An 11,826-nucleotide genomic window follows, 5' to 3' on the forward strand; every position below is an offset into this window, starting at 1 on the left:
GCGCGCTAGAACACGCCCAGCAGCGCAAGAACGATAATCAGACTGAGCGGCACGCCCAGCAACCAGAGAATGATCGGCATTGTCGCCCTCCTATGTGTATCCGTTTGATGCGGCGACAACGCAGAAGGGCCGGTGTGGTTCCGGCGCTTTTCGATCCCCGCCTGCAGGGGGGCGACGTTACTTCGCCGGCAGCGGCCAGGTACGGATCTGCTCGGCCACGTCCGGATATCTCATCGCCAGCGCATCGGCATTGCCGAGCTCTACATCCTGCGGCTCGACGCCCGGCCATTCGGTCGATGCGCCAAGAAACCATTGCCGCGTGCCGATCACCCGCGCGGTGTGAAAGGTGTTGCCCGGAATATAGAGCTGCGGCGTCTGCCCGGCGCGCAGATCGGGCCCGACGACATGATGCTGCGTCGAACCGTCGGTCAGCATCATCAGCACCTCGATCGGATCGCCGAGATAATAATGGTAGAGCTGGTCGTTCCGGATGCGATGCAGCTTCACCGGCTCCTGCGGCGTCAGCATGAAATACAATGCCGATCCCATCGGCCGCCCGGCGCCGAACGGCACCGGCAATCCGCCGGGCGCAATCCGCTCCTGGCTCATGAAGGTCACGCGCACATAGCCGCAGGTGGCATTGGGTTTGAGATCGAGCAGCCGCTCGACGTCCTGGTACGTCAGGCCCTGATGCATCGCTCCCCCTTGTGCGGCTGCGCCGCTCGAAGCCAGCGCCGCCGCGCCGGCCAAAGCCGCGCTTGTGATGAATTCGCGCCGGTCCGGCATGGTGCGGCTCCTTCACTATGGTGCGCGACTGTCGTCACCCTGAATAGCACCGTCAATCGCAGCGCGGCGTCACGGTTTCGAATGTGTGACCCGATGCACCCCTACAACGCCCTTATCCTCGGTCCCGGACTTGCCGCGAAGGTCAGATGCGCCACCGCCCACACCATCGCATCCAGCCGGTCGGGCGAATGGCCGGACGACAGGCCGTTCAGCCCGAAGTCGCACATCTCGTCTTCCAGCGCCGGAAACACCCCGGCATGCTTCACCCTGCCCTGTTCGTACAAATGCGATACCGGCTCGGCGCGCAGCCATTTCGCCCGCGTCGCCCGCACCGCGATCACCGGCACGCTCGCATCGGCCTCGCGGATCACCGCGCGCACCATGTCGCCGCCCTGGTTGACCTCGACCACCAGCGCATCGGCCTGCAGCCTGCGCCACAGCGCGATCGCCTTCGCCGCCCAGCCCGCGGGCGAGAGCCCCGCCACCGTGTCGTCGGCGATCACGTAGCACACGCCGTTCTCCGCCCGCCCCGCCGCAACGAGGCCGCAGGCATCCGCGCCCTTGCTCGCCGAGGCCGGCGGATCGACCGCGACCACGATGCGCCGCAAGTTCGGCGCAGCCGCCACGCGGCAGCCTTCGATCATCGCGCGCGACCACAACGCATCCGGCCGGTCGTCGACGATCTCGCCATCCAGTTCCTGGCGGCCGAGCCGCGTGCCGTCATAGCGCTTTACCACATTGTCGATGAAGGCGGGCGACAGGTGATACGCATTCGCCTTCGTCGGCGCATGCGTCACCGCGCTTTGCGGGTCGGCGATCAGCCGCTTCAGAAGAGCGATCGGCCGCGGCGTGGTGGTGATCACCTGCCGCGGCCGCGCGCCAAGGCGCAGTCCGAACTGCAGCATATCGAAGGTTGCTTCGGCATGACGCCACTTGGCGAGCTCGTCCGCCCAGGCGGCGGAAAATTGCGGACCGCGCAGGCTCTCGGGATCCTCCGCCGAGAAGGCCTGCGCGATCGCGCCATTTGAAAATTCGACGCGCCGCCGCGACGGCACCCAGACCGGCCGCGCATCGCGCGCATGCACCGAGAGCAGCCCGGACACGCCCTCGATCATCACCTCGCGGGTCTCGTGTTCCGTTTCACCGATGAGCGCGATCCGCCGCTCGCTCTCGCCGTCCTGCTTCGGCGCATTGGCGATGCTCTTCACCCATTCGGCGCCGGCGCGCGTCTTGCCCGCGCCGCGCCCGCCGATCAGCAGCCATGTGCTCCAGGGTTCGCCGTTATTGGCGAGCGCCGGCGGCAGCTGGTGGTCATGACAGGAGATACCGAACAGCGAGAGCAGTTCCTGGAGCTCCTCACTCGTCAGCCTTGCCAGAAATTCGTCCTGGATCTCGTCCGGCCATGCCCGCCAGTCGTCGCGAAAGCTCCTGACGAAGTGCATCAATGTCGGCTGGGACTCTGTCTCGGTCATGTTCGTTGCCTGGGGTCTTGGATTTCGGTCGCCCCACTTTCGGCTCATGCAATGCATCGAGTGCGGTCAGCGATTGCAGCGTCTTCGCCAGCAGCGCCAGCGTGCGCGCATCGCGCTCGCGCTCGCCGAGCGCCTGCCCGCTGCCGGCCAGCCGCTGTTCGATCTCGCCGACCTGGCGCTCGGCCGCACGCATCATGCGATTGACCAGCGTCAGCCGGTCTTCTTTCAGGATCTTCCGACGCACCACCATCCGCCGCTTCGGCACTTCCGGCAGCAGCCGCTCGCCATTCTTCTGCATCGGCCCGCCCGCGAGCCAGTGATAGAGCCCCCAATGGCTCAATTCGGTTTCGGCCAGGATGTCGCGTGTGGTCGCGCCTTCAGAGTACATCTGCCGCGCGCGCGATGCGTTTTCGGGAATGTCGGTCATGATGATGAATGTGCGAGTTTGCCGCCGCAGCTGCGGTGCGCTCCCTCTCCCCGTCCTTGCGGGGAGAGGGTTGGGGTGAGGGGCATAATTGTTGGGGCACAGCGCGTGGAGACGGCCCCTCACCCGGCCGCCTGCGCTACGCTTCGGCGCCCGACCTCTCCCCGCACGCGGGGAGAGGTAAGACGCTGCAGCCGCATGTGTGGAGAATGACGAAACCCTACCCCACCAGCGTCACGGTGTCAAGGACTATTTTCCTGTTTTCTTCCGCGCGCTGTTTGGCCCTCCGTCAGGCCGTTGCGCTCGTCACGATTTGCCGTCCATTCCGCCCTCCTCCGCGGTTTGAATCCACGCTTGCTCTTTGGCAGTGTGACGCGCGCGAGCCGCGATAGGCGGCGTTACGCGATTGCCGGGATCACAACGCCGTTGCGCCCCATCAATGCTGTCCTCGCGATCGGCGTCGCCGCCCTGCCCTGGCCGGCTCTCGCCGCGCTCGATCATCTCAATCGCGGCTGCGGCGACGGCCTGTGCTCGTTCTTCTCCGGGCTGCTGATACTGGGAGCGCTTGCCATCGCGACACTCGCTTTCGTGCGCCGAAGCGCCCGCCGCGGCGAGACGCCCGCCTGGTTGCGTTGGCTGCCCGCGGTGTTGTGGATCGCGCTGTTGATCCCGCTGGTGTATTGACTCGAGAGTGGGTCCTCCCTCGCGACGCTACTTCGGCGCTCATCACCTGGCGTCGCTGAGAAGACAGGTTTGCTGCACCCGCATTTCTGGAGAATGTCCAAACCCTACCCCACCAGCGTCACGCTGTCAATGATTATTTTCCTATTATATCGTCGCGCCTGATCGCCGTGTTCGCGCTTCCATCATCCTCACAGCACCATCCGCTTACACAATCGCGCAACCGTGACTGGCTTTCCCTCGACATCAGGCGCACGAGGCGCTCTCTCGCAATCGGAGGACGTCATGTCCCTTTCCAAATCTGCATTCATCGCTGCATCTTTCGCACTCGGCGTCAGCGCGCTCGCCTTCACCGGCGGCGCCGGCCAGGCCGCGACCAAGGCCGAACGCAGCGCGATCTCGAAGGAATGCTCCACCAAGGCCGACGCCCAGAAGCTGCATGGCAAGGAACGCCGCGCGTTCCGCTCCAAGTGCAAGCGCGAAGGCGCCAACGCGGCCAAGAAGAGCTGACAGCGTCAGGGCAAGCCGACCGGTCGGGCGATGCGCCGGGCCGGGCCGGACACCTAGCACGATCCCCTGCCTCGGCCCGCCGGATCCGGCGCAGCCCGCCGTCGTTGCAAAAGGATGAAGCGGGGCGCGCGGATTTCACGGCGCGCCCTTTGCGTCTCGATAACTTTTGCGGCGTAGGCTTTTGCCCTGTAAGGCCTATGGAACCGGAACACCGGCCTGCGGGTTGTCGGCAGGCCAAAGGCCGCAAGGCACGGCCGCATTCTTGCGACGGAGAAGCCGTCAATGACCAGCCCGCGTTCAGACGATCGGCCGAGCGATCGCCCCAACCCTGCATCTGCCAGCCCGTCAGCTGAAAGCGCAGCATCCGGCACAGCGCCGATGCCCGTCATCGACACCGCGCCGCCGCTGGCGCCCGCCGAGCACTCGCCATGGTGGAGCGCGCCGTCCGGCAAGCCTTTCAGCATTCCCGATTTCGCGCATGAATTCGTAGCGCGCGGTGCCGCGTTCGCGGTTGCGTCGCTGGCGTCGATCTGGGCCGACGTGCTGGCCTGGCTGTTTCCCGGCTCAGCACCCGTGCCGGTGCCGGTGAAGACGCGCCGCCGGCGCTAGCTACTTGCCTTCCCGCGGATCCTGCACCGGGGCCGATGGCGCGTCGGTGGGCGGCGGCGCGTCTTTCGCCGGACCACGCAGCGGCTTCTGCTCCATGCCGATCAGGAAGGCGAGCCCGAAGCACAGGATCAGCATCGCCGCCAGGAAGACGAAGCGGAACGCATAGGCCAGCGCCGGCTCGGACGCGGTTCGCGCCAGCGCCTCGACCGAAACGCCGCCGCTGGCGCCGATGCCGCCGAGCACAATCGCGCCCAGCAGCGCCACCGTCAGCGCCGAGGTCAGCGAGCGGAAGAAATTGAGCGAGCCGGTGGCGATGCCCATGTGGCGGTCGGTGACCGCATTCTGCATCGACACGGTGGTGACCGGAAACACCGCGCCGGTGCCGAAGCCGATCACCGCGAGAATGGCGAGGATGCCGGGGATCGGCAGCCCCACCGGCCAGATCGACAGGGCGCCGAGCCCCAGGATCGCCACCACGAAGCCGGCAAAGGCCATGCGCTTGTAATGCTCGACCTGCGCCATCGCGCGGCCGGTCAGCGTCGCGGAAATCACCGAGGCGCCCATCAGCGGGATCAGCGCCAGGCCCGACTGGCTGGCGGAGAGATGGATCACGGTCTCGAAATAGAGCGGGACGAAGATCGTCAGCCCCACCAGCACGCCCATGCAGCAGGCGCCGGACAGCGTCGCGGTGCGCACGATCGGATTGGCCAGCACCGTCAACGGCAGGAACGGTTCGGCCGCGGTGGCGAGCCGCCACGCGAAGGATGCCCATAACAGCGCGGACGCGGCGAACAATCCGAGCACCGGCAGGCTCAGCCAGGGGAAGCGGACGCCGCCCCAGGTCAGCGCCAGCATCAGCGCGATCGCGGCCGACACCATCAGGGCCGCGCCCGGCAGGTCGAGCGCATGCTTGCGCTGGGTGAGCGGCAGCCGCCGCAGCACGCTCGAGGTCAGCGCCAGCGCGACCAGCCCGAGCGGCAGGTTGATCCAGAAGATCAGCGACCAGTGCAGATGCTCGGTCAGGACGCCGCCCAGCACCGGGCCGCCGATCGAGGACGAGGCGAATACCGCGCCGATATAGCCCTGGTAGCGGCCGCGTTCCTTCGGCGTGACGATATCGGCGACGATGGTTTGCGTCAGCGACATCAACCCGCCGCCGCCGAGGCCCTGCAGCGCGCGCGCGAGGATGAGCGCGGTCATCGACGGCGCCATCGCGCAAGCCACCGAGCCGGCGATGAAAATCACCAGCGCCGTCAGCATGATGGCGCGCCGGCCGTAGATGTCGGAGAGCTTGCCGTATAACGGCGTCGATGCGGTGGCCGTCAACAGATAGGCGGTCACCACCCAGGACAGATTCTCGATGTCGTTGAAGGCGCGGCCCATGGTGGGCAGCGCGGTCGCGACGATCGTTTGATCGAGCGCGCCCAGAAACATCGTCAGCATCAGGCCGATGACGACAGTGCGCGCTTCGGCATGGCTCAGCGCGCGCGCCGGCGCCGCCGCCGGAACCTTTGCGTCGCGGCGCTCCTTTGGCTTGCCCTTCGGGTGCTTGGGCGCTTTCGGCAATTTTCCCGGCTTGTCGTCCATAACGTGTCTCTTGGCGCGAAGCGGAAAGCCGCGCAAGGCCCGTGTGTCGCAGGTCAATCATGTCGCGTCGTCTGGCGGCGTGTCGCGCGCGCCGGCCGCCATCGCCTCCATCTTGTGCGACAGTTCGCGAGCGATCGCGTCGATATCGGCCGGCAGCATGTCCTCATCCTCGTCGTCGGCGGCAGCGGGAGCGGAACCGCGAGCGGCCTCGCTCTGCTTGCGCAGCGCCTGGAGGTCGCGCAGCGCCCGCGTCAGGCCAACCAGCATGCGCACGTCACGCTCGCGTTCGACCGGGGCTGCGTCGCGCGCTGACAGCCGGGTCTCGATATCGCGCACCTGGCGCTCGGCGGTGCGGATGAGCCGGTTGACCAGCGACACCTCGTCGGCCGGCAGCACGGGCCGCCGCTTGCCCATCACGTCGCGTCGGCGCGGCACCGGGTCCATGCGCTCGCCTTGCGCGCCAAACGGCACGCCGTCGAGACAGGCATAGAGCGTACCGTATGACATCCGGCAATGCGCCAGGATGCGCGAGACCGTGAAGCCCTCCGCATACATCTCGCGCGCCCGCATCACGCGGGCGCGGTCGAGCGGCGGATTGGACTCGGGGCGAATGTGGGATGACAGCGGCATGGGCCGACCTCACGACAGGTTCGTGCCGCAACAGCAGCTTGTCGACGCAAATGTGGAGGATGCGCGAACCTTATCCGACCAGCGTCACGCTGTCAAGGACTATTTTCCTAACGTCGTCGTTTCAAGGATCGCACGCATGTCGACGGTTGCCAGCTATGCCGCGTCCTTGCGGCGCCGCGTGCCGGTCGCGCCATCCTCCGGCTCCGTCTTCACGAAACTGACCTCGCCGTTGCCCTCGAGGCAGGCCGATTTCACCTGCGCGAGGTCGCCAATCCCCTGCTGGCGCGCCTGGCTCATCAATTCGTCCGGCGTGATCAGTTCCTGGCGCATGTTCCGCCGCAGCATCCGGCCGTCCTTCACCAGCGGCAGCGGCGGCGGATTGGCGAGCCAGGCAAAGAACGCGCTGCGATAGGCCAGCCAGTCGAGCGCGAAATTCCAGAAGATGATGGTGAGCACCAGCGTCACGCCTTCCGGGATCGATTTGTACTCCTTGGCAAACGCATTCTGCGCGGCGTCGGCGATGATGACGATGACTAGGAGGTCGGCGATGCCGATCGACGACGCCTGCCGCCCGACAATGAAGCGGAAGATCAGGAAGATGCCGAGATACATCAGCGTGCCGCGGATCACCATTTCCGCAAGCGAATGCGTGGGAATGAACATCTCGGCCCAGTCCACGCGGGCAATGGCGTCGAGCATGGCGGGCGTTCCTGCGCAGCGGCTGGCCGTAACAAACGCGCGGGCGGGGAATGGGTTCCGGGGAAAATCGCACGGGGCGCGTCTCGTGCCGCTCTTGATAATCTTTGCCCGCTCAAGTGCCAAAAGGTCGCTTCAGCCGCGCGGGAGAACTCTTATTCGGTACTAACCCTTAAAGACATTTTGTCGGTGGAATTCTAATTAGAAAGTATGCGGATGATGGGAGTTATCACTCGGCAGAATTAGCTTTCCAGTCTTGTTAACGGATCTACGATCCGGCCAGATAGCTGGCTCGACATTCTTGGAATTGGATTTTGGTTTCGGCGTCCGGATGGCGTCAGCGAATACCAGCGGCCAGCGTGTGATAACATTGCCGATTAAACCACAGCCTCAACATCCGTCGCACCGAAATCCGTGCCTTTGAACAGCAGCGGCTCTGCTTCAGACATGGCCAACGCGTAGACCGCGCAATCGCCGAAATTCAGCGCGGCCACGTGGCGGCCCTTCCCGTATTTTGCGAACGCATTGCGCGCGATATCCGCCTGATGATCGTCAAACGGAATGACGGCCGGCCCAATCGCAGCTATCAATGCATCGAGGTCCGCCGCAGCAGCGGGGCCGAACCGGCCGAGCGCGACCATGCGCGCTTCCAGCTTTGTCACCGCTGAGACGAGACGACGCGGATCGTCTTCGATCGCTTGGGCGAACGCTTCCGCCTCCGGCTCAAGCCGCAACAACGCGATCAGCGCCGACGTATCGATCACCATCAGCGCCGCTCACGTCCCGTGGGCTCACCTTGAAGTCGACCTTCGGTCGAGTTGAGCATGTCGTCATAACCAAGAAGTTCGTCTTCGCTGCGGGCCTCAATCACCGGGTGTTTGCTGCCCCGTTCGCCGATTTCCCGCAGGGTACGAAGAAAGGCCTCACGACCCTCTCTCCGAGGTCGCTTGCGCTCGCGCTCGACTTCCTTGCGCAGCGCATCGGTCACCACTTCTGTGATGCCCTGCTTGCGTCTTCGCGCGAGTTCGCGAGCCAAGCGCTCGGTCTCTGTATTCTTGATGTTAAGGGCCATCGTGACGCACCGATTAAAGAGACGAAGAAAACAGAATTCTTCCTTCTTCCTATAATTCTTCCTCGCGGCAGAAACAAGATTCTGCCTGTGTTTAGTGCCCTGCTGATCGGCCTATCTGGAACCTCGCCTCGTACCAGCGGGGTGCGGCTTCCCCGTTGGCTGCTTCGCACCGGCCACCACCGGGTTCGCCTTCGCCCCCGCCCTCTTCTTCACCCCATCCGCCACCGCTGGCTTCCCCGCGCCTCGCGGCACCTTCCCCGGCCAGCTCACCACCCAGTTGTCGAGTTGGTCGTCCGGCACCTGGCTTTCGCAGGCGCCGACCCGGCCGCGCACCGAGATGCCGGCGATGTGGACCGTCTCCGGGTCGCCCGAGACCAGCGGATGCCACCAATACAGGTCCTTGCCCTTGGCCAGCCGGTCATAGGCGCAGGTCGGCGGCAGCCAGTCGAGTTCACGCACCTCGGCCGGCGTCAGGCCGACGCAGTCGGGCACCTTCTTCAGCCGGTTGCGGTAATCCTTGCAACGGCAGGTGTCGTGGTCGAGCAGCTTGCAGGCCACGTCGGTGAAGAAGATCCTGCCGGTGTCCTCCTCCTCCAGCTTGTTGAGGCAGCAGCGGCCGCAGCCGTCGCACAGGCTTTCCCACTCCCGGGCGGTCATCTGCTCGAGGGTCTTGCGCTTCCAGAAGGGGGTGTCGTCTTTCACGGCAAATCCTGTACGGCAAAGCCCTGATCGGCAAAGCGATTATGCGGTTCCGGGTCCGGGCAAGCCGGCGCGGGCCTGACACCCCGGCGGGGCCTGGCACGTCATCTTAAGCCGCTTCCGACAGGGTGGGACCGGCGACATCGCAAGGGTCGGCGAAATCCGGCTCCCCCGTCCCTGCCGGGGACCGGGCGGACCTTCGGCAACCCGCGGTAGAGCTTGAAGAATCAGCAGGCGCACGCATCTTATCCTTATCCGCAATTTCGACATGCTGTGTGGCTCTGGTGGCATGGAACAGCAAGGCGGGATCGGCTAGATATAGCGGTCTTTCGGACATTTCCCCGAACCGCCCGTGCCTGAGCACAAGGACGCCCGCGTGGCTGAACGACAGAAACCCGGATTTGGCGAGGCGGTGCGCCGGTTTTTCCTCGATCTGGACGCCCGGATCGATTCCGGGCTGTTCGATGCGGCGCGCTGGTCGCGCGAATTGTACGAGCGCTTCGTCACCTTCATGGACCGGTTCCATGTCGCCGGCTGGAAGCGCTGGGCGCTGGTGGAGCCGGCCTCGGAAGCGGCGACCATGGGCACGGTCGGCCTGGTGCTGGCGCTCGCGCTGGCGCTGCCGGCCTTCTACGAGACCTCCGACGAGGACTGGCTGAAGAAGAGCGAACTCGCGGTGCAGTTCCTCGATCGCTATGGCAACGAGGTCGGCGCGCGCGGGATCAAGCATAACGACTCGATCCCGGTGGAGGAGTTTCCGGATCATCTGGTCAAGGCGACGCTCGCCACCGAGGACCGGCGCTTCTACGAGCATTTTGGCATCGATGTTCCGGGCACATTGCGCGCGCTCGTCGTCAATGCGCAGGCCGGCGGCGTGGTCCAGGGCGGCTCCTCCCTCACGCAGCAGCTCGCCAAGAACCTGTTCCTGAGCAACGAGCGCACGCTCGAACGCAAGGTCAAGGAGGCCTTTCTTGCGATCTGGCTGGAGACCCGGCTGACCAAGAACCAGATCCTCAAGCTCTATCTCGACCGCGCCTATCTCGGCGGCGGGGCATTCGGCGTCGACGCGGCCGCGCAATATTACTTCAACAAGTCGGCGCGCGACGTGACCCTCGCCGAATCCGCGATGCTCGCAGGTCTGTTCAAGGCACCGACGCGATATGCCCCGCACATCAATCTGCCGGCCGCCCGCGCCCGTGCCAACACCGTACTCGACAACCTGATCGAGGCGGGGATGATGACGGAGGGCCAGGTCTTCGGCGCGCGTCGCAATCCCGCCAGTGCAGTCGACCGTCGCGACGAACGTCAGCCGAATTACTATCTCGACTATGCCTTCGACGAAATGAAGAAGCTCGTCGACAAACTGCCGAAGTCCGTGCAGGAGCGCGTCTTCATCGTCCGCACCGGCCTCGACGTCAATCTGCAGCGCCAGTCCGAGCAGGCGGTCGAGGAGACGCTCCGCGATTACGGGCGCCAATATGGTGCCAGGCAGGCGGCCACCGCGGTGTTCGAGAATGACGGCACGCTGCGCGCACTCGTCGGCGGCCGTGACTACAGCGAGAGCCAGTTCAACCGCGCCACCGATGCGCTGCGCCAGCCCGGCTCGTCGTTCAAACCCTACGTCTATGCGGCAGCCTTCATTCACGGGCTGAAGCCAAGCACCGTGGTGGTGGACGGCCCGATCTGCATCGGCAACTGGTGCCCGGGAAACTATTCCGGTGGCTATTCGGGATCGCAAACCCTGACAACGGCGCTCGTTCGCTCGGTCAACACCATTCCTGTCAGGCTCTCGATCACGATCGGTAATGGCAGTCCGCGCACCGGCCGCAACAAGATCGTCGCGCTGGCCAAAAGCATGGGACTGCGCACACCACTTGCTGACACGCCATCGCTGCCGATCGGCGCGGGCGAGGTCACGGTGTTCGACCACGCCGCCGCGTTTGCAACCTTCCCGAATGGCGGCATGGCCGTCACCCCCCACGCCATTCTTGAAGTCCGCAGTGCCACCGGTGAACTGATCTGGCGCTTCGATCGCGACGGCCCGAAGCCGCGCCGCGTGATGCCGGCGCAGGTCGCCGCAGACATCAACATGATCCTCACGCAGGCGGTCGAGGCCGGAACCGGGCGGCGCGCCATTCTCGACGGCGTCAAGGCAGCCGGCAAGACCGGTACGACCAACGCGTATCGCGACGCCTGGTTTGCGGGCTATACCGGCAACATGGTCGCGGCTGTCTGGTTCGGTAACGACGATTATGCGCCAACCAATCGGATGACCGGGGGATCGCTTCCCGCCATGACCTGGAAAAAGATCATGGCCTATGCCCATCAGGGCATCGAATTGAAGACCATGCCGGGCGTAGATCCTTCGCCTGCTCCGATCGGCCCCGCTGTGGCAGCCGTGCCCGGCGCCAGGCCCGGCGACGAAATTCCGCGGCCAATTCTGCTGACGAAGAAAGGTGCCGAAATCCTCGTCCGTATCGAGCGCGCGCTGGAAGAAGCCACGCGGTCGCTTGCGCCCCCGGCAACCGCAGACCGCACGGTCGAGGCTCCGACGCCGCCCGTCGGGGACCGGAGCGACGGCGTCGTCGCCGCGACCGACGGCCGTGGACGGGTCGTGAGCGGCAATTGACAAGCCGCCCCCGCAATTTCATATCGCTGAC

Annotated in this window: 12 protein-coding genes and 1 pseudogene; 4 read left to right on the plus strand and 9 right to left on the minus strand. The window is 65.4% G+C overall.

Annotated elements, in window-relative coordinates:
- Positions 1-177: 177 nt before the first annotated feature.
- From AC5I5I_RS04855 to AC5I5I_RS04865, 3 genes are all read right to left on the minus strand, one after another.
- On the minus strand, positions 178-786 hold the full coding sequence (locus tag AC5I5I_RS04855; RefSeq protein ID WP_495970445.1) for a cupin domain-containing protein: 609 nt from the start codon (positions 784-786) through the stop codon (positions 178-180).
- 101 nt (positions 787-887) lie between these two features.
- Positions 888-2,153: a DNA-packaging protein gene (locus tag AC5I5I_RS04860; protein ID WP_495971130.1), complete on the minus strand. Its 1,266-nt coding sequence runs from the start codon at positions 2,151-2,153 to the stop codon at positions 888-890.
- Entirely contained in the window at positions 2,143-2,685 is a 543-nt protein-coding gene (locus tag AC5I5I_RS04865) for a hypothetical protein (RefSeq protein ID WP_495970447.1), read from the minus strand. The genes AC5I5I_RS04860 and AC5I5I_RS04865 overlap by 11 nt, the downstream gene beginning before the upstream one ends.
- Positions 2,686-3,108: 423 nt before the next feature.
- Between AC5I5I_RS04865 and AC5I5I_RS04870 the strand changes: the two genes are divergently transcribed.
- From AC5I5I_RS04870 to AC5I5I_RS04880, 3 genes are all read left to right on the plus strand, one after another.
- The gene (locus AC5I5I_RS04870; protein WP_495970449.1) at positions 3,109-3,366 is read left to right on the plus strand and encodes a hypothetical protein; all 258 of its coding nucleotides are present in this window, start codon (positions 3,109-3,111) and stop codon (positions 3,364-3,366) included.
- Between the two features lie 282 nt (positions 3,367-3,648).
- A complete protein-coding gene (locus tag AC5I5I_RS04875) occupies positions 3,649-3,873 on the plus strand; it encodes a PsiF family protein (protein ID WP_495970451.1) in 225 nt (74 codons plus the stop codon).
- 378 nt (positions 3,874-4,251) lie between these two features.
- The gene (locus tag AC5I5I_RS04880) at positions 4,252-4,482 is read left to right on the plus strand and encodes a hypothetical protein (protein WP_495970453.1); all 231 of its coding nucleotides are present in this window, start codon (positions 4,252-4,254) and stop codon (positions 4,480-4,482) included.
- Here the strand turns inward: AC5I5I_RS04880 and AC5I5I_RS04885 are convergent, their stop codons facing one another.
- From AC5I5I_RS04885 to AC5I5I_RS04910, 6 genes and pseudogenes are all read right to left on the minus strand, one after another.
- A complete protein-coding gene (locus AC5I5I_RS04885; RefSeq protein WP_495970455.1) occupies positions 4,483-6,069 on the minus strand; it encodes an MDR family MFS transporter in 1,587 nt (528 codons plus the stop codon).
- 57 nt (positions 6,070-6,126) lie between these two features.
- The gene (locus AC5I5I_RS04890) at positions 6,127-6,699 is read right to left on the minus strand and encodes a hypothetical protein (RefSeq protein ID WP_495970457.1); all 573 of its coding nucleotides are present in this window, start codon (positions 6,697-6,699) and stop codon (positions 6,127-6,129) included.
- 153 nt (positions 6,700-6,852) lie between these two features.
- The gene (locus tag AC5I5I_RS04895; protein WP_495970459.1) at positions 6,853-7,398 is read right to left on the minus strand and encodes a DUF421 domain-containing protein; all 546 of its coding nucleotides are present in this window, start codon (positions 7,396-7,398) and stop codon (positions 6,853-6,855) included.
- Positions 7,399-7,772: 374 nt separating this feature from the next.
- A complete protein-coding gene (locus AC5I5I_RS04900) occupies positions 7,773-8,162 on the minus strand; it encodes a type II toxin-antitoxin system VapC family toxin (RefSeq protein ID WP_495970461.1) in 390 nt (129 codons plus the stop codon).
- Entirely contained in the window at positions 8,162-8,467 is a 306-nt protein-coding gene (locus tag AC5I5I_RS04905; protein WP_495970463.1) for a type II toxin-antitoxin system VapB family antitoxin, read from the minus strand. Before AC5I5I_RS04905 ends, AC5I5I_RS04900 begins: the two co-directional genes overlap by 1 nt.
- A gap of 237 nt (positions 8,468-8,704) precedes the next feature.
- Positions 8,705-9,169: pseudogene (locus tag AC5I5I_RS04910) on the minus strand (YcgN family cysteine cluster protein); the annotation flags it as partial.
- Between the two features lie 373 nt (positions 9,170-9,542).
- Here AC5I5I_RS04910 and AC5I5I_RS04915 point away from each other — a divergent pair.
- Positions 9,543-11,795, plus strand: a complete 2,253-nt coding sequence (locus AC5I5I_RS04915) for a transglycosylase domain-containing protein (RefSeq protein WP_495970465.1) — start codon at positions 9,543-9,545, stop codon at positions 11,793-11,795.
- Positions 11,796-11,826 lie beyond the last annotated feature (31 nt).

This window comes from Pseudorhodoplanes sp. (assembly GCF_059499825.1).

What these genes read in the sequence shown, in the direction of transcription:
- AC5I5I_RS04855 (WP_495970445.1), bottom strand. Translation starts at nt 786, where the DNA reads ATGCCGGACCGGCGCGAATTCATCACAAGCGCGGCTTTGGCCGGCGCG.
- AC5I5I_RS04865 (WP_495970447.1), bottom strand. Translation starts at nt 2,685, where the DNA reads ATGACCGACATTCCCGAAAACGCATCGCGCGCGCGGCAGATGTACTCT.
- AC5I5I_RS04875 (WP_495970451.1), top strand. Translation starts at nt 3,649, where the DNA reads ATGTCCCTTTCCAAATCTGCATTCATCGCTGCATCTTTCGCACTCGGC.
- AC5I5I_RS04880 (WP_495970453.1), top strand. Translation starts at nt 4,252, where the DNA reads ATGCCCGTCATCGACACCGCGCCGCCGCTGGCGCCCGCCGAGCACTCG.
- AC5I5I_RS04885 (WP_495970455.1), bottom strand. Translation starts at nt 6,069, where the DNA reads ATGGACGACAAGCCGGGAAAATTGCCGAAAGCGCCCAAGCACCCGAAG.
- AC5I5I_RS04890 (WP_495970457.1), bottom strand. Translation starts at nt 6,699, where the DNA reads ATGCCGCTGTCATCCCACATTCGCCCCGAGTCCAATCCGCCGCTCGAC.
- AC5I5I_RS04895 (WP_495970459.1), bottom strand. Translation starts at nt 7,398, where the DNA reads ATGCTCGACGCCATTGCCCGCGTGGACTGGGCCGAGATGTTCATTCCC.
- AC5I5I_RS04900 (WP_495970461.1), bottom strand. Translation starts at nt 8,162, where the DNA reads ATGGTGATCGATACGTCGGCGCTGATCGCGTTGTTGCGGCTTGAGCCG.
- AC5I5I_RS04905 (WP_495970463.1), bottom strand. Translation starts at nt 8,467, where the DNA reads ATGGCCCTTAACATCAAGAATACAGAGACCGAGCGCTTGGCTCGCGAA.